At 68.5% G+C, this 16841-nt stretch carries 19 protein-coding genes; 9 read left to right on the forward strand and 10 right to left on the reverse strand.

What is annotated here, in order from left to right; all coding sequences use genetic code 11:
• Positions 1-304 precede the first annotated feature (304 nt).
• From IEV99_RS23770 to IEV99_RS14195, 3 genes are all read left to right on the forward strand, one after another.
• Positions 305-1279, forward strand: a complete 975-nt coding sequence (locus tag IEV99_RS23770; protein ID WP_244643967.1) for an OmpA family protein — start codon at positions 305-307, stop codon at positions 1277-1279.
• A gap of 129 nt (positions 1280-1408) precedes the next feature.
• Complete coding sequence (locus IEV99_RS14190; protein WP_188518416.1) at positions 1409-1606, forward strand: hypothetical protein; 198 nt, start codon at positions 1409-1411, stop codon at positions 1604-1606.
• 93 nt (positions 1607-1699) lie between these two features.
• Positions 1700-2149, forward strand: a complete 450-nt coding sequence (locus IEV99_RS14195; RefSeq protein ID WP_188518417.1) for a deoxycytidylate deaminase — start codon at positions 1700-1702, stop codon at positions 2147-2149.
• Here IEV99_RS14195 and acpS read toward each other — a convergent pair whose 3' ends face one another.
• The 5 genes from acpS to rpoZ form a co-directional block, all read right to left on the reverse strand.
• Entirely contained in the window at positions 2150-2554 is a 405-nt protein-coding gene (gene acpS / locus IEV99_RS14200) for a holo-ACP synthase (RefSeq protein ID WP_188518418.1), read from the reverse strand.
• Positions 2551-3303, reverse strand: coding sequence for a pyridoxine 5'-phosphate synthase (locus tag IEV99_RS14205; protein ID WP_188518419.1), 753 nt, complete (start codon positions 3301-3303; stop codon positions 2551-2553). Before IEV99_RS14205 ends, acpS begins: the two co-directional genes overlap by 4 nt.
• Positions 3304-3307: 4 nt before the next feature.
• Positions 3308-3892, reverse strand: a complete 585-nt coding sequence (pyrE, locus tag IEV99_RS14210) for an orotate phosphoribosyltransferase (RefSeq protein ID WP_188519671.1) — start codon at positions 3890-3892, stop codon at positions 3308-3310.
• A gap of 141 nt (positions 3893-4033) precedes the next feature.
• A complete protein-coding gene (locus IEV99_RS14215; RefSeq protein ID WP_188518420.1) occupies positions 4034-6241 on the reverse strand; it encodes a RelA/SpoT family protein in 2208 nt (735 codons plus the stop codon).
• A gap of 183 nt (positions 6242-6424) precedes the next feature.
• Entirely contained in the window at positions 6425-6820 is a 396-nt protein-coding gene (gene rpoZ / locus IEV99_RS14220; protein WP_188518421.1) for a DNA-directed RNA polymerase subunit omega, read from the reverse strand.
• Positions 6821-7165: 345 nt separating this feature from the next.
• Here rpoZ and IEV99_RS14225 point away from each other — a divergent pair, with 345 nt between their 5' ends.
• Entirely contained in the window at positions 7166-7774 is a 609-nt protein-coding gene (locus tag IEV99_RS14225; RefSeq protein ID WP_188518422.1) for a LabA-like NYN domain-containing protein, read from the forward strand.
• A 10-nt stretch (positions 7775-7784) separates the two neighbouring features.
• The gene (locus IEV99_RS14230) at positions 7785-8489 is read left to right on the forward strand and encodes a uracil-DNA glycosylase (RefSeq protein ID WP_188518423.1); all 705 of its coding nucleotides are present in this window, start codon (positions 7785-7787) and stop codon (positions 8487-8489) included.
• Positions 8490-8499: 10 nt separating this feature from the next.
• On the opposite strand, the gene IEV99_RS14235 is transcribed toward IEV99_RS14230, so the two are convergent.
• Genes IEV99_RS14235 through mdoH form a run of 3 tightly spaced genes read right to left on the reverse strand, consistent with a single transcriptional unit; the run spans position 8500 to position 12082 of the window.
• Positions 8500-9489, reverse strand: coding sequence for a hypothetical protein (locus IEV99_RS14235; RefSeq protein WP_244643871.1), 990 nt, complete (start codon positions 9487-9489; stop codon positions 8500-8502).
• Positions 9486-10304, reverse strand: coding sequence for an FkbM family methyltransferase (locus IEV99_RS14240; protein ID WP_188518424.1), 819 nt, complete (start codon positions 10302-10304; stop codon positions 9486-9488). The genes IEV99_RS14235 and IEV99_RS14240 overlap by 4 nt, the downstream gene beginning before the upstream one ends.
• Positions 10301-12082: a glucans biosynthesis glucosyltransferase MdoH gene (mdoH, locus tag IEV99_RS14245; protein ID WP_188518425.1), complete on the reverse strand. Its 1782-nt coding sequence runs from the start codon at positions 12080-12082 to the stop codon at positions 10301-10303. Before mdoH ends, IEV99_RS14240 begins: the two co-directional genes overlap by 4 nt.
• Positions 12083-12379: 297 nt before the next feature.
• On the opposite strand from mdoH, the gene IEV99_RS14250 reads away from it, so the two are divergent.
• The 4 genes from IEV99_RS14250 to IEV99_RS14265 are packed head-to-tail and all read left to right on the forward strand — an operon-like array spanning position 12380 to position 15484.
• A complete protein-coding gene (locus tag IEV99_RS14250; RefSeq protein WP_308469373.1) occupies positions 12380-13171 on the forward strand; it encodes a zinc-dependent alcohol dehydrogenase in 792 nt (263 codons plus the stop codon).
• Positions 13172-13186: 15 nt separating this feature from the next.
• Entirely contained in the window at positions 13187-13594 is a 408-nt protein-coding gene (locus IEV99_RS14255) for a 6-pyruvoyl trahydropterin synthase family protein (protein ID WP_188518426.1), read from the forward strand.
• Positions 13584-14636, forward strand: a complete 1053-nt coding sequence (locus tag IEV99_RS14260; RefSeq protein ID WP_244643872.1) for a glycosyltransferase family 4 protein — start codon at positions 13584-13586, stop codon at positions 14634-14636. The genes IEV99_RS14255 and IEV99_RS14260 overlap by 11 nt, the downstream gene beginning before the upstream one ends.
• Complete coding sequence (locus IEV99_RS14265) at positions 14633-15484, forward strand: class I SAM-dependent methyltransferase (protein WP_188518427.1); 852 nt, start codon at positions 14633-14635, stop codon at positions 15482-15484. The genes IEV99_RS14260 and IEV99_RS14265 overlap by 4 nt, the downstream gene beginning before the upstream one ends.
• A gap of 9 nt (positions 15485-15493) precedes the next feature.
• Here the strand turns inward: IEV99_RS14265 and IEV99_RS14270 are convergent, their stop codons facing one another.
• Both IEV99_RS14270 and IEV99_RS14275 read right to left on the reverse strand, forming a co-directional pair.
• Positions 15494-16036: a cytochrome b gene (locus IEV99_RS14270; RefSeq protein ID WP_188518428.1), complete on the reverse strand. Its 543-nt coding sequence runs from the start codon at positions 16034-16036 to the stop codon at positions 15494-15496.
• On the reverse strand, positions 15996-16772 hold the full coding sequence (locus IEV99_RS14275; protein ID WP_188518429.1) for a RibD family protein: 777 nt from the start codon (positions 16770-16772) through the stop codon (positions 15996-15998). The genes IEV99_RS14270 and IEV99_RS14275 overlap by 41 nt, the downstream gene beginning before the upstream one ends.
• Positions 16773-16841 lie beyond the last annotated feature (69 nt).

Genomic DNA, 16841 nt, shown 5'->3' on the forward strand with positions numbered 1-16841 from the left:
GCGACAGCCGGCTCCTCCCGCAGGCCAACCTGTACCGCCCACGGGCCAAGCCACGCCGCCGGCCGGACAGGTCGCGCCTCCGGCCGCGCAGCCGGGCGTTCCTCCGGCTCCGCAGGGCTTGCGCCCCACGGCTCCGGGCGCCGCGCCCGCCACGGCTGTTCCGCCTACGCCTCAACCCGGCGCGCCGCGTGCGCCCGGCGCGCAGGCCCCAGCAGGGCAGCCGCCGCAGCCGCTTGCCGCGCCCGGCGCTCCACCCGCGCCCCAGCCCGGACAGGCGGCCGCCCCGCAGCGGGAGCGCCGCGGCATGAGCCCCGCGGCAGCGGCCGCGGTCGGCGCAGCCGCGGGCTTCGCGGGCGGCTACATGGCCTCCGAAGGAGCGCGCTCCTTCGAGGACGTTCGCCAGCGCCGTCGCGAAACCGTGCAGGACGGCGTCACCGTCATCCAGGAGCCCGGTCGGCAGATCATCCGCGACGAGGACAACCGCGTCTTCCTGCGGCATGACGAAACCGAGCGCTTCCGCGAGCTTGGCGGGCGCGACGTCCGCACCGAACGACGCGGCGGCGAGCAGGTGACCATCTACGAGCGCGACGGCGAGCAGATCGTCACCGTCACGGATGACAGCGGTCGCCTGATCCGGCGCAGCCGCCGGGACCGGGGCGGCCGTGAGGTGGTGATCATCGACAACGGCTGGCGCGCCGCGCCGCGCTCCTTCGAGGAGGACGTTGTCGTGCTGCCTCCGCCGCCACTGCGCATCCCGCGCGAGCGCTACATCGTGGACGCCGACAACGCCGACGAGAGCCTCATCTACGAGACGATCGCGGCCCCGCCGGTCGCCCCCATCCCGCGTCGCTACACGCTGGACGAGGTGCGCTACAGCCCGGACCTGCGGGCCCGCATGCGCAGCGTGGACGTCAACACGATCAACTTCGAGACGGGCTCATGGGAGGTCCCGCCGGACCAGACCGGGCGTCTCCGCGCATTGGCGCAGGCCGTGAAGCAGGCCATCCAGCAGAACCCCGCCGAGGTGTTCCTGCTCGAAGGCCACACGGACGCGGTCGGGTCGGACGTCGACAACCTCTCGCTGTCGGATCGCCGCGCCCAGTCGATCGCCGCGATCCTGACGCGGGACTTCGCGGTGCCGCCCGAGAACCTGACCACGCAGGGTTATGGCGAGCAGTACCTGAAGGTGCAGACCGAAGCGCCTTCGCGCGAGAACCGGCGCGTGACGCTGCGGCGCATCACGCCGCTGCTGAACGGGCAGAACGCGCCAGCGCAATGACCAGTGCGCAATGATCGCCAGAGGCGCCCCGCATCGTGGGGCGCCTCTGGAACCTCAACCGCGACAGCGGGATTGAGAGGGCGAACGTCGGTCTTGCGAGACCGTCATCCCTCGAAGGAGCCTTTGGCGATGCGTACGCTGATTGGAATGATCTTCGGTTTTATGCTCGCCGTCGGCGTGGCCTATGTGCACGACAACGGCGCCCAGCCCGGCCAGAACATGGTGAACTGGGACGTCGCCCATCGCAGCTTCCAGTCCGCCACCGCACAGGTCCAGGATGGCTGGCGCCGCCTCACCTCGAAAGTCGAGGAGAAGTCCACAATCTGAGCCGCCCACCTGGCTCGGATGAGCTCCGAACCCTGAGCGCTTCCGCGTCACGCCCGGCCTGCTAATCTGGCCGGGCGCATTTTGGGAGGCGACATGCAGGTCGGAGCGAACTGGGCTAAGGCGATCGCGGCCGCGGCGGGAAGTCCCAATCGCGTCCGCAAGGTCGGCGCGATCGTGGTGGCCGCGGACGGCACGGAAATCGCCGGCTGCAACGACTTTCCGCCCGGCGTGCGCGACCTCCCCGAGCGCCACGATGGAGACGGCCGCTTTGTCTGGATGGAGCATGCGGAGCGCAGCGCCATTCTGGAAGCCGCCCGCCGGGGCGTCGCCCTGCAGGGCGCTCACATCACCTCGACGTTCTTTCCCTGCATCGATTGCGCCCGCGCGATCGTGATGTCCGGTTTCCGCTGCCTGGACACGCTGGCTCCCGCCTACGACGATCCCGTGTGGGGCGTCGCCTTCGAGCGCTCGCGCGTCATCCTGGAGGAAGGCGGCGTCGAGCTGCGCTTTCTGGATCCCGCCGTATTCCCGGGCGGCGGCTGACTAGACCCGAAGAGGCCGGGCCTCGATCACCACGAAAGCCTGCGCCATCGGATGCTCATCCGTCATCGTGAGATGGACGACCGCCTCGTGCCCGGCCGGCGTAATGGCTTTCAGCCGCTCGGCCGCCCCGCCCGTGAGATGCAGGGTCGGCGCGCCTGAGGGCAGGTTCACGACGCCCATGTCGCGCATGAAAACCCCGCGGTTGAAGCCCGTCCCCAGCGCCTTGGAGCAGGCCTCCTTGGCGGCGAAGCGCTTGGCGTAGGTGCCCGCCCTGTCGGCGCGCCGGTCGGCCTTGCGCTGCTCGATAGGCGTGAAGCATCGCTGGACGAAGCGGTCCTTGAAGCGCTCGAGCGACTGCTCGATCCGCCGGATGTCGCAGAGGTCCGAGCCGATGCCTATGATCATGCCCGCGCGCGTCCCGCCGCCATGGCGCTCCGCATTCGCGCGATCGCGGCGTCGAGACCAACGAACACGGCTTCGCCGATCAGGAAGTGGCCGATGTTGAATTCGAAGAACTCAGGCACCGAAGCGAGCCGCTCGGCAGTGTCGAAGTCGAGCCCGTGGCCGGCATGCATCTCCAACCCCAACGACGCGCCAAGGGCGGCGCCCCGCGCCAGGCGCTCGAACTCGCCTTCGGCCCGGTCCAGTTCGCCATGCTCGATTGCGTCGCACCACGAGCCTGTGTGCAACTCGACCACAGGCGCGCCAAGCCGGACGGCCGTGCGGATCGCCGCCTCGTCGGCCTCGATGAACAGGCTGACCCTGCAGCCCGCTTCGCCAAGCCGGCGCACGATGGGAGCAAGCTCGTTGTAGCCTTTGACGATGTCGAGGCCGCCCTCGGTGGTGCGCTCGGTCCGCTTTTCGGGCACGAGGCAGACGGCATGCGGCTTCACGGCCAGCGCGATTGAAACCATCTCGTCCGTAGCCGCCATTTCGAAGTTGAGCGGCTTCGAGATCTCGGCGCGCAACCGGCGGATATCCTCGTCGCGGATGTGGCGCCGATCTTCGCGCAGATGCGCCGTGATGCCATCCGCACCCGCTGCAATGGCTTGCAGAGCCGCCCGCACCGGGTCCGGCCGAAGTCCCCCCCGGGCGTTGCGGAGCGTCGCCACATGGTCAATGTTGACGCCCAGGCGGAGCGGAGGAAGCGCCATGGCGTCAGGCTCCCAGGCCGCGGCTGCCGGGCTTCACCGGCGGCAGGGCGGCGAGTTCCGGCGGGAGCGCGTCGGCCGGATAAGCCGGGATGTCGAGCTGCGCCAGGCTCACCAGCGTCGTGCCGATCTCGGCCTTGCCGTTGGAACGATCGATCAGGCAGGCCGCACCCACCAGTGTGCCGGGATGTTGCCGGATGGCGTCGATGCATTCGCGCGACGACAGCCCTGTGGTGACGATGTCCTCCACCATCAGCACACGCGCGCCCTCAGGGATCTGGAACCCGCGGCGGAGCTGGAACCGGCCGTCCTCTCGCTCCACGAATATCGCCTTGGCGCCGAGCTGCCGCGCGGTCTCGTAGCCCGGCACGATGCCGCCCACGGCCGGGGAAACCACCACGTCGATCTTGCCGAACGCGGCAGTCGCCTTCTCGGCGAGCGCCTTGCAGAGCCGTGCGGTCCGCACGGGATCCTGGAAGATGAACATCTTTTGCAGGAACACGGGGCTGCGCAGGCCGGACGACAGAATGAAATGCCCTTCCAGCAACGCGCCGGCGTCTCGGAACTCGGCCAGGACCTCGTCTTTGGTCATCGTCATGCACCCCGTCATCGGTCCCGACGCATCGCAGATGGGCGGGGTAGACGCAAGAGGAAGGCGTGCGACGGCGCCGAAGCCGCAACCGGCCCCCTCACCCTGAAACGGGGAGCGGGCTGGCGAGGAGCAGCGCCGCCTTCAGCCGTTCACCCGCCGGACCTCGCTCACCACCGGCTTGGCCTTGAGCTGGTTCATGATGGCGTTGAGATGCTTCAGGTTCCAGACCTCGAGGTCGATCACGACGTCGCGGAAGTCGGATGCGCCCTTGCCGCTCACCGAAATGGAGTCGATGTTGCCATCGTTGTCGCCAATGATCTGCGCGATCTGGGCTAGCGTGCCCGGCTCGTTGATGGCCGTGATCTCGATCTGCGCCGGGAAGCGCTGCGGATCGGTCTCGTCGATGTCCCAGCGCACGTCAAGCCAGCGGTCGGGCTGGTCGTCGAAGGCCGTCAGCGCGGGCGACTGGATCGGGTAAATCGTGATCCCCTCCCCGGGCGCCAGGATGCCGACAATGCGGTCTCCCGGCACGGCGCCGCCATTGGGCGCGAAGCGCACCGGCAGGTCGCCGTTAAGCCCCCGGATCGGAATGGAGCGCTTGGCCGAGCTTTCGACGCCCGGCACCTTGAACACGAGGCCCTCGGCTTTCTTCAGGCCAAACCAGCCGCCCTCGGTGCGGTCGGCCTCCGGCCCGGCTACGCGCTCTTCCTTGTAGTCGGGGTGCACCGCCTTGACGACGTCGCCCGAGAAAATCTCCCCGCGTCCCACGGCCGCCAGCACGTCCTCCAGCGAGGTGCGAGCCAGCCGAGGCAGCGCGGCCTTCAGCTTCTCCTCCGAGAACGGCTTTTTGCCGCGCTCGAAGGCGCGCTCGACGATCTGCCGGCCGAGCCCCGCATATTGCTTGCGCACCGCGGCCCGCGTCGCGCGCCGGATGGCGGCGCGCGCCTTGCCGGTGACCACGATGCTTTCCCAGGCGGCCGGCGGCGCCTGTCCGGGCGCGCGCGCGATCTCGACTTCGTCGCCGTTGTGCAGCTCAGACAGGAGCGGGACGATGCGGCCGTTCACCTTGCAGCCCACCGCCGTATTGCCCACGTCGGTATGCACCGCATACGCGAAGTCGATCGGCGTGGCGCCGCGCGGCAACGCGATTAAGCGGCCCTTCGGGGTGAAGCAGAACACCTGGTCGTGAAACAGCTCGAGCTTGGTGTGCTCGAGGAATTCCTCCGGGCTGTCGCCCTCGGCCAGCGTCTCGACCGTACGCCGCAGCCACGCATAAGCGCGGCTTTCGCGGGCGAGCGCCGCCTGGTCGCCGCCGCGTCCGTCCTTGTAGAGCGAGTGCGCGGCGATGCCGAGCTCGGCCACCCGGTCCATCTGCTCCGTGCGGATCTGCAGCTCAACGCGCTGGCGCCCCGGGCCCACCACGGTGGTGTGCAGCGAGCGATAGTCGTTCTGCTTGGGCGTCGAGATATAATCCTTGAAGCGCCCAGGCACGCCCGGCCAGGTCGTGTGGACGATGCCGAGCGCCGCGTAGCAGGCCGCCACGTCCGCCACGATGATGCGGAAGCCGAAGATGTCGGAGAGCTGCTCGAACGAGACGGACTTGCGCTCCATCTTCTTCCAGATCGAGTAGGCGCGCTTGCGCCGGCCCTTCACGACCGCCTTGGCCCCGAAGGCGCCAAGCTTGCCGGTGAGCTCCCGCTCGATCTCCTCGATCACCGCGCCGCTCTTCTGGGACAGCTCCTCCAGGCGCGCCGCAATCATGTCGTGCGCGTCGGGCGAGAAATGCCGGAAGGAGAGGTCCTCCAGCTCCTCGCGCATCTCCTGCATGCCCATGCGCCCGGCGAGCGGCGCATAGATGTCGAGCGTCTCCTCGGCGATCCGCGTGCGCTTCTCGGGCGGCACGAAGTGGAGCGTCCGCATGTTGTGCAGGCGGTCCGCGAGCTTCACCAGCAGCACCCGCACGTCGTCCGCGATGGCGAGCAGGAGCTTGCGGAAGTTTTCGGCCTGGGCGGCTTTCTTGGAGACGAGGTCGAGCTTCTTGATCTTGGTGAGCCCGTCCACCAGCGCGCCGATCTCATGGCCGAACAGCTGGTCGATCTCTTCGCGCGTCGCCTCCGTGTCCTCGATCGTGTCGTGCAGCACGGCGGCCACGATGGTGGCGTCGTCCAGCCGCAGCTCGGTCAGGATGGCGGCGACCTCGAGCGGATGCGACATGTAGGGGTCGCCGGAGGCGCGCTTCTGCGTGCCGTGCGCCTTCATGGCGTACACATAGGCGCGGTTCAGCAACGCCTCGTCGGCGTTGGGGTTGTAGCGCTTGACCCGCTCGACGAGCTCGTATTGCCGCATCATGGGCGGCTGGCCTTCCTCGAATCCGCGTTTTTCCGCATCGCCAAGCGAGTATCGGGCTCAGGCCCGGCCTGCGCAACACGAAGTTCGGTAAGCCCTTGAAAACGTGACACAAGGCCGCGAGCGCAACGAAAAAAAGCCCGGCCTTTCGGCCGAGCTTTTTGAAATCGCCAAAACGGGAGAGGCTTACTCGCCTTCGTCGTCGGTCTCGGCCGGCGGAACGAGGCCTTCGAGACCGCGCAGCAGGTCTTCCTCGGTCATGCGGTCGAATTCGACCGCCTTGTCGTCGCCGCCGCCGGTCGCTTCCGAAGACGCGCCGATCATCGGCACGGACTCGGGCTCCGGCTCGTCGACGTCGACGTGCTTCTGCAGCGAGTGGATGAGGTCCTCCTTGAGGTCCTCGGGGATGATCGTCGTGTCTGCGATCTCACGCAGCGCCACCACCGGATTTTTATCGCGGTCGCGGTCGATGGTCAGCTGCGAGCCCTGCGAGATCATACGGGCGCGATGGCTGGCCAACAGCACGAGTTCGAAACGGTTGTCGACCTTGTCGATGCAATCTTCGACGGTGACGCGAGCCATGAATGCTCCGTTGTGCCCAGAAGTGAAACAGCGCTTGAAGCGGAGCGACGGCTGATACACTCTTGCGGCGACTCGTGCAAGCGGTCGCCATACACGCTTAACGTCTGAAACGAAAATCCGCACGCAAACCGTGTGTTTGCCATATCCATAAGGTATATGCCTCCATCGCTTGACATCTAAAGCGTGTAGCTCATAACAATACGCAACTTTTGGTTGAATGCACCGCCAGCCGATTTTTTTGCGCATTGCAATGACGCGGACGTCGCCGACCTGATAAAGCGACGGGGTTGATCCCGCTCCGCATTGGGTCGCGCGAGGCGATGGCGGCAGAGATTGGGAAAAGCCATGCAAACTGAGCGAACCGCCCTCTTCATTGACGGGGCTAATCTCTACGCCACCGCCAAGGCTCTCGGGTTCGACATCGACTACAAGCGATTGCTGAAAGAATTCCAGACGCGCGGATATCTGGTCAGGGCGTTTTACTATACGGCGTTGATCGAGGATCAGGAATACTCCTCCATCCGTCCGCTGATCGACTGGCTCGACTACAACGGCTACCGCGTCGTCACCAAGCCCACCAAGGAGTTCGTCGATTCCACGGGACGCCGCAAGGTGAAGGGCAACATGGACATCGAGCTCGCGATCGATGCGCTGGAGCTCGCCCCCCATATCAACCACATGGTGCTGTTTTCGGGCGACGGCGACTTCCGGTCGCTGGTTGAGGCCATGCAGCGGCGCGGCGTGCGGGTGTCGGTCGTGTCGACCATCACGTCCCAGCCCCCGATGGTGGCGGACGAGTTGCGACGCCAGGCCGACGAGTTCATCGACATCGTCAGCCTCGTTCCCAAGATCGGTCGAGATCCGTCCGAGCGGGCGGAGCGCCCGGCGCGGACCTTCGAGCGACGCCCGATGCACCGCGACGCGCCCCTCGACGAGGGTGGCCACGACGTGTAATCAGCCCGGCATGGCTGCAGCTTTCCACCCCCCCGGGCCCTGCGGCGCCGGGGGGTCTTCGTTTCACCGGCATGATCCCGACCGCGACTGCCCCATCTGCCCCCGGCTGGTGGATTTCAGGCTTGCGGCGCGACAGCGCGAGCCCTCGTGGCACAACGCGCCCGTGCCGAGCTTCGGAGACCCGCAGGCGCGCCTGCTGATCGTGGGCCTGGCGCCCGGCCTCCGCGGGGCCAACCGCACCGGCCGCCCCTTCACGGGCGATTTCGCTGGCGACCTGCTCTACGGCACGCTCAGCGACTTCGGCTTCTCACGCGGGACCTTCGCAGCGCGCCCGGACGACGGGCTTGTTCTGGTGGATTGCTGCCTCACCAACGCTGTGCGCTGCGTCCCGCCCGAAAACAAGCCGACCGGCCCCGAGATCAACGCCTGCCGGCCGTTCCTGAGCGGCGTCATCAACGCTCTGCCCCGACTTCGCGCGGTCGTGGCGCTGGGCCGCATCGCGCATGAATCGACCCTGCGCGCACTCGGACGGCGGCTGGACGACCACAAATTCGCCCACGCGGCGCGCCACGCCATCGAGCGGGCCGACGGCCCACCGCTGGCGCTGTTCGATAGCTACCACTGCTCGCGCTACAACACGTCCACCCGCCGCCTCACGCCGGAGATGTTTCGGAACGTGTTTCAAGCGGTCCGGGCGGAACTGGACCTCGGCTGAACGAGGCCGTTCAGGGTTTCGCCGCGACCGGCGGCCCCTTCGAGAAATGACTGAACACCATGTCGGGCGCGCTGGTGTTGTGCCGTGACGCGACGAGGCGCCCGGCCCAGAGCTCCGTCGCGTCGGCGCCCTTCCAGTCCAGGATCGGGCTCTCGCCCCAGCCTTTCGCGCCCGGCGCTCGCCAGGCCGTGCGGGCCACGTCGCAATTGTATTCGGTGGCGTACATCGAGCGCAGCGCCGCGAACGGCGCCTGCCCGGGCATGGACCGGTCGAAGCCGACGTCCAGGATCTGCCGGTCCGGGTCGATGGCTGTCAGGCGCAGCGTCGCCGAGCCGCCGCCCGCGAATGCAATCGTGAAGGTCCGCGAAGCGGGGTCGAAGCTGATCTCCCGCAAAGCCACGATTGGGCGCTCCTGCACCTCCACGGGGCCGACCAGGAAGGAACTCCCATAAGCGCTCCACCGCATGTGGGCAGGCGGCAGCGGGCGCGCGCGCCAGTAGCCGTCGGGCGGGTAGATCACGAGGATTTCCTCGGCGCGCTCCTGGTGCAGCATCCAGAGCTGCACCACGTGCAACCCGTGCTCGACGCGGTCGCCGACCCGGAAGGGAACATCCGCGGGCCGCCAGAACGACGGATAGGCGTAGCCGGTCAGCCAGAATTCGGTGCTCTCGAAGAACGTCACTCGGCGCGCCTTGGCGGTGAAGGACGGATCGTTCGACATGTCGCAGCTGGTGAAATCAGGCGCCCATCGGTCCGCCACGATGGAGCCGATAAATGCGGGGTGCACGGCCTGAATGCGACAGCTCCGCACGTCGGGCGAGGCGAAGCGCAAGTCGATATTGTCTTTTTCGGCGCACAACACCGGTTCGCTCAGGTTGGTGACCCGCACGGCGAGATCGTCAGACGCAGCCGCCGCAACGGCCGGGGATCGGTGTAACGCCGCACCGGCGACGCCGCCGAGCGCTCCGGCCAGGCAGGCTCGGCGGGACAGGAGGGTCATGCAGGGGTCCTTTCCGCCGGATGCGCCGCGGCGCCATCCAGGAATGCGTAGACGTCGCCGGAATTGGCGGAGACGGGCAACCCGTCCAGATAGCGCCGCACCTCGGCGAGCCCAACCGGTGCGCCAAACACCATGCGCTGGGTTTCACCGAGCGCAACGTCAAAACGATAGTCGCCCAGCGCCGCGAGCCGGTCCAGAGCCGCGTGGGCGACATCCCGCTGAATGGTGGTGAACTCAAACGACAAGGCCCGGATCGGCCGCGACAGGCCGGCCAGAACCTCATTCTCGAAACCCTCGACGTCGATCTTCACAAAGGCGGGCTCCCCGAAGCGGCTGACCAATGCGTCGAGCGTCGTCAGTTGCGCGGAGACGACGTGGTCCCAAACCTGCCCCTCCCAGCCCGGCGCGCCGTCTGCCGCAGCCACGAAGGCGCCCGAAGCGGTCGAGATTGTAGGGTTGCGGCTGTTGACGCGCAGCGCGACCACGCCCTCGGCGGCGCCGCAGGCCGCCTGCACAAGCGTCGTACGCCGATCCAGCGCCGTGAGGATGCGCACCACTGCGGCGGGCCCGGGCTGGGGCTCAAGCGCAACCACGCTCGCGCCAAGGCGTCGAAAGCTCAGCACGCGGTCGCCCACATGCGCGCCGATATCGAAAACGAGGTCGCCGGGACGGATGAAGCCGCCATAAAGCGCGTCCATGGCCCGGCGATGCGCGAGGTCGAGATGGTAGACCCGAACGGAGCGCGCGAGACCGCTCAACGTCGCCCAGCGTCGCGCCAGACCGGGCCCCAGGCCGGTTTCGCCGGTCAGGGTCATGCGGCTTCCAGAACGGCCGGCTCGGCCGGCCGAGACCCGAGCGCGCGGATCTCCGGCGGGGTTTCCACCTCTTCCGGAATGGCCCCGAGCCCGCGCGAAGTGAGCCAATCCTCGAAGCGTGGATCAGCCGTCAGGACCGCGAACGGAATGGCCAGCGGATATCCGATCAGAAGCGGCAACCCGAGCAGCGCCGCCATCGGGGCTTTCACCAGCAGCAGCATCAGCGCTGCCGTGCCGAAAGCCGTGGGGACCCAGAGGCCGGCGGCGGCCGTGCGCCACGACAGCGCATGCGCGTCCCGCTCCTGACCGCTCCATGTCACGGACCGCCCGAACGGCAGGCCGAGCATGAACTGCGTCACCCGGAACGTCGTGATCGCGCCCAGCAGAAACGAGAACAGGATCTCCGCACCGGCGCTGGCCAGGAACCGCAGCGCGCCGCCGTACCGCCTTGCGCCGCCGCGGGTCAGCAGCACGTCCACGACGCCCGCGAGCTTGGGCGTAAGCGACATCAGCAGAAACGCGCCGTACACCACCATCGCGGGCTTGGCCGGGTAGCCTGCCGCAAGGTCGGCGGCTTCAAATGGCTTGAGCGCCGCGAGCCCAAACATCAGCGTCCAGGCCGGCACGCCCAAAAACATCAGGATCGCCCAGGCGAGCTGAAACCGGCTCATGAATTTCAGGTCAGGCAGGCCCACCAGCCGCCAATACTGCATGTTGCCCTGGCACCACCGCAGATCCCGCCGAATGAAGTCGAGCACGGTCGGCGGATTTTCCTCCCAGCTTCCACCCTCGACGGGGAGCACCCGCACCTCGTAGTGGGCGCGCCGCATCAGCGCCGCCTCGACCTGATCGTGCGACAGGATTGGCCCGCCGAGCGGAGGCTTTCCGGGCAGGATGGGAAGGTCGCAATGCTGGATGAAGGGCCGGATGCGCACCAGCGCGTTGTGCCCCCAGAACGGCCCGCAATCGGCGCCCCACCAGGCGCTGCCCATCGTGTAGGGGCGCATGCCTTGGCGCATGCCGAACTGGAACAGGCGCGCGAAGCCGCTCGCCGCCGGCAGTCCGACGACGAGGCTTTGCAGAATGCCGAGCCGCGGTGAAGCCTGCATGATGCGCACGAGCTTCACGACGCTCTCGCCGCTCATCAGGCTGTCGGCGTCGAGCGGCAGCATGAAGTCGTAGTCCGCGCCCCAGCGATGGCAGAAGTCCCGCAGGTTGCCTGCCTTGAACCCCTCGTTCACGGCGCGGTGGCGATAGAAAAGCCGGTGCGGCGTGTCGTCGTTCTCGCGCCAGACGTCGAAATTCGCCTGCTCTGCCGCGATCACTGCCGGATCGCTGCTGTCGCTCAGCACGAAATAGGAGAAATGAGCCCCCTCGCCCGTGGCGGCGATGCTGGCCTTCACGATGGCGAGCCGTCGGAAGGCCCGGGCCGGATCCTCGTTGCGCAGCGTCAGGAGAACCGCCACGCGGGCCCGCACCGGATCGTCGCCGTCGCCCGTGGCCGCGAAAGGCGCCACGGCGTGCAGTCCGTAGCGGCGTCCGTGCAGCAGCCAGAGGCCTAGCATGGCGTTCCAGAAGCCGAGGACGCTCCACGGCGCGGCGAGCACGAAGCACGCCATCATAAGCATGTCGATCACGGTCCAGCCGCCCGACCCGAGCACGGCCGCGAAGGTGAGGCCGAGCGCCAGGAAGGTGAAAAGGTTCAGGCCGAGAACGACGCGGCGGCGCACCGCGAGTTCTTGGGTTGACTGGAACCCGGCCGGAGTGATCGATGCCATGGAGCCTTGGATGTCGGAGGCGTGCGGGGGCGAAGCGTGGATCGGCAGGAAACGGGAAAGACGCCTTCGGGACAAGCGATTTTCGGCGACGCCGCAGGCGAGTCCCCAAGCGACGCTCCCCGGTCCGGCGCCCACGCGCTGTGGTACGTCGCGCCCGGGCGCGCAGATCTTCGTCCGGCGACGTTGCCGGCCATCGCCTCCGGGGAGGTGCGTATCCGGACGCTGTGGTCCGGCGTAAGCCGCGGCACCGAGCGCCTCGTGGCGGCGGGGCGCGTGCCCGAAGGTGAATGGGAGCGCATGCGTGCGCCCCTTCAGGTCGGCGATTTTCCATTCCCGGTGAAATACGGCTACTGCGCGGTGGGCGTGGTGGACGAGGGTCCTGACCATCTCTTGGGGCAGACCGTCTTCGCCCTGCATCCGCATCAGAACATGTTCACCGCGCCGGTCGACCTCGTGGCGCCCGTTCCCTCCGGCGTGCCGGCGCGCCGCGCGATCCTGGCCGCCAATATGGAGACTGCGCTCAACGCGCTCTGGGACTCGGCCGTGGGTCCCTCCGACCGCGTGATCGTAGTGGGAGGCGGACTCGTCGGCATGCTGGTCGCCTCGTTGGCGGCCCGCATTCCCGGCGCAGACGTCACCGTGGTCGACATCGACCCCGCCAGGGCGCCGGTCGCCCAGGCGCTGGGATGCGGTTTCGCGCTTCCGGACGAGGCGCCCGGCGAAGCTGACGTGGTGTTCCACGTCAGCGCGAACGCGGCGGGCCTCGCGTGTGCGCTGGCATGCGCCGGCCAGGAGGCCACCGTCGTCGAGATGAGCTGGTACGGCGACCAGGATGTCGCCGCCCCTCTCGGCGGCGCGTTTCACAGCCGGCGGCTGCGCCTCCTCTCGTCGCAGGTTGGGGCCGTATCCCCCGGCCGCAGGCCGCGCTGGACCCACGCCCGGCGGCTCGGAGCCGCCCTCAAGCTGCTCAGCGACCCAAGATTGGATGCCTTGATTACCGAAGAGGTCGCATTTCGGGATCTGCCGGCCGCATTGCCGCGTATCCTCGCCGCGGGCGCGCCAGGCCTGGCCACCGCCGTTCGTTACTGAGATTCGGAGAAGCGCATGTACGCCGTCGAAGTTCGCGACCACATCATGATCGCGCACAGCTTCAAGGGGGAGCTGTTCGGGCCCGCCCAGCGGCTGCATGGCGCGACCTTCGTGGTCGACGTCGCGTTCTTTCGCGAGACGCTCACGTCCGACAACGTCGTGGTGGACATCGGCCGCGCGCACGACGCCCTGAAGGCCACCCTCGCGCCGCTGAACTACAGCAATCTCGACGAGGTCGAGGCCTTCAAGGGCCAGCAGACCACCACAGAGTTCCTGTCGCGCCACATCTTCGACGCCATGGCGCAGGCCGCCCGCAAGGGCGAACTCGGGCCGGGGTCGGACGGCATCGTGACAATCCGCGTGAGGCTTCACGAATCCCACGTGGCCCGGGCCTGGTTCGAGGGGCCGGTCGGTGGCGCCTGACGTTTTCTTCGCGATCCCGGGCGACATCGACACGCCGACCGGCGGCTACGCGTATGATCGACGCGTGCTGGCGATGCTGCCGAAGCATGGCGTCCCGGCGCGCCATCTCGCCTTGCCGGGCTCTTTCCCGTGGGCTTCGGTCAGCGATCTCGCCGAAACGCAGAGCGCCCTGCAGGGAACGCCGGACGGAGCAGTGCTGCTGATCGACGGGCTGGCGCTCGGCGCCATGACGGACCTGGTTCTGGCCAGCGTTTTCAGGCCCATCGTGGCGCTGGTTCATCATCCGCTTGCGATGGAGACGGGGCTGTCGGACCGCCAGCGCCGGGCGTTGGCGTCGAGCGAGCGCGCAGCCCTGGCCCGCGCACGCCATGTGATCGCAACGAGCCCCGAAACGGGGCGGCTGCTGGTCTCCGACTTCGGCGTTCCCCCCGCCCATCTCACGGTGGCGCTGCCCGGCTGTGATCCGGCCCGGCGCGCCACGGGCTCGAGCGAAGCCGCGCCGGTGCTGCTTGCGGTGGGCGCGGTGAGCCCTCGCAAAGGCTATGACGTCCTGATCGACGCGCTGGCGAGCCTGAGGGACCGGCCCTGGCGCCTGCGCATCCTCGGCGCGACGGATCGCGATGAGGCGGAAATGACGCGGCTCGCCAATCTGCTGGAAACGCATAACCTGACCGACCGGGTGCGCTTCGAGGGCTCCCTGTCGGGTCAGGCGCTCGACGACGCCTACGCGAACGCTGACGTGTTCGTGCATTCCGCGCATTACGAGGGCTACGGCATGGTGCTCGCCGAGGCGATGGCGCGCGGGCTGCCGATGGTGGTCTCCACCGGCGGAGCGGCCGGCGAGACCGTGCCGGACGGCGCGGCTCTCAAGATTCCGCCCGGAGACGCGGAGGCGCTCGCGGCGGCGATGTCGGCGCTGCTGGACGGCCCCGAACGGAGGCAGGCCCTTGGCGACGCGGCCTGGAAAGCCGGCCGGTCCCTGCCCGGCTGGGACGACACGGCCGCCACAATCGCGGGCGTGCTGAAAAGGATCGGCGCATGAGCGGCTTCGACCCGACCTGGCTCGCCTTGCGCGAGCCCGCCGATCATGGCTCCCGCAACGCCGACCTGCAGGACCGGGTCGCGGCCCGCTTCGGCAAGCGCCGGGACCTGCTCGTGCTCGATCTGGGATGCGGAACAGGATCCAACCTGCGCGCGCTGGCCCCGCTTCTGCCGGAGCACCAGTTCTGGCGGCTGGTCGATCACGACCCTGCCCTGCTGGAGGCCGCGCGCGAGCGTCTGCAGGCCTGGGCCGACGAGGCCGAGGATGGGCCGGGCGGCGAACTCATCCTCACCAAGGGCCCGCGCACGATCCGGGTCCGGCTCGAACAGGCGGACCTGCGGGCGGGCGTCGCCCCCCTGCTGAGCCCGGCGCCCGGCCTGGTCACGGCCTCGGCCTTGTTCGACCTCGTCTCGCCCGGCTGGATGGCCAATTTTGCCCGGGATGTCGCCGCCAGCAAGGCTACTTTCTACACCGTGCTGACCTATGACGGCGAGGCCGCCTGGGACGATCCGCCCCACCCTGCCGATGCGGCCGTGCTGGAGGCGTTCCACACGCACCAGCGCGGCGACAAGGGCTTCGGCGCGGCGGCGGGGCCGGACGCCGACACGGCGCTCCGACAGGCCTTCGAGGCGGCTGGCTACGTTTGTGAGGAGGCCGACAGCGCCTGGGTGCTCGGCCCGGCTGAGCACGCCCTCATCGGTCAACTCGTGAGCGGCATCGCGCAAGCCGCCGCCGAGGCCGGGCCGATCCCGGCCGAGGAGGCGCAGGCCTGGGCGGCGGCAAGGTCCACCTCGCGCCGCGTCGTGATCGGCCACAAGGATTTGTTGGCCATCCCGCGCAAGCGCTGAGCCGGCCGCTCAGCCGCCCGGCAGCATGCGCCGCAACACGCCGTCGCGGCTGATGAACACATGCTTCAGCACGCCTGCGAGATGCAGCGCCACCAAGCCGGTGAGGATGAAGCCAAGGACCTTGTGAATTCCAAGGATTCGGCCGGTGGTCTCTTCCGACCCCGTGAACGTGATCGGGATCGGGATGGTCCAGAACAGGTTCACGGGCGCGCAGCACATGGACGTGCCGATGAAGCCGAGGATCGGCATGGCGAACACGATCACATACATGGCCCGGTGCACCCATGTGGAGAGCGTGCGCTCGAAGGGCGACAGCCCGTCCTCGGGCGGAGGCGCGCCGCGGGTGAGCCGCACCACCACACGCACGGCGACGATCAGAAACGCGATGATCCCGACCGACTTGTGCACCTCGTAGAGCGCGTTGGTGAGCGCCCCTTCCCCGAGCCGCACCATCGTGAACGCGACGGGCACGAGGATGAACACGCAGGCCGCCGTGAGCCAGTGCAGCCACTTAGCGGCTGGCGAATAGCCGTCCGGTTTCGTTGTCGACATCGCTCGCCCTTCCTTGTCTCAGGTCGCAGTCGAACAGCACGTCGCCGTCCGCAAAGACATGCACGCGTGTCGCCGGCCGGCGCGCGCGCGCCAGCACGGGCTCGGGCGCCAGATCCAGCGCCAGGCGCCCGGCCCCGATGATCAGCGGCGCGACCAGCACATGGAGGCGGTCCACCGCGTCCGCGTCCATGAAGTGCGAGATGGTCCTGGCGCCGCCCTCTATCAGGATGCGGCGCATCCCCCGGCGAAACAGCGCCTCGACCACCGCGCCGGGCGGGATCACGCCCTCGCCTTCCACCACGATCTCCTCCACCCCCTCCGGCGCCCGGCCCCGCTTGCGGGTGACCAGCAGGCGGCGCGCCCCGTCTGCGGCGAAACAGCGCGCACCAGCCGGAACGCGCCCATTCGGGTCCAGAACGACCCTGGCGGGGCTTTGCCCCGCGCAGCGGCGAACGGTGAGCTGCGGATCGTCGGCCAGAACCGTCCCGACGCCCACCAGCACGGCGTCCACATGCGCCCGGATCCCATGAAGATGATCCAGCGCGGCCGAGCCGTTGATGTAGCGGGATTCTCCCGTCACGGTTGCGATCCGCCCGTCCAGCGATTGCCCCAATTGGGCGATCACATAGGCCCGGTGGCAAGCAGCCAGCCGCAACGGCGCGAACACATCCGCGTCATCGCCCAGCGTGCGCCGCTTGATTTCTGCGTCGGTCGCGTGTGAATCCTGCTCAGGCATTGTTGCTCCCGCGGCGCCGCTCGCGATTGACGGAGGCGTTTAGCTTGAAAGCCGGCGTCGCCAGCCTAA

Source organism: Alsobacter metallidurans (genome assembly GCF_014636935.1).
GTDB classification, from domain to species: Bacteria; Pseudomonadota; Alphaproteobacteria; order Rhizobiales; family Beijerinckiaceae; genus Alsobacter; species Alsobacter metallidurans.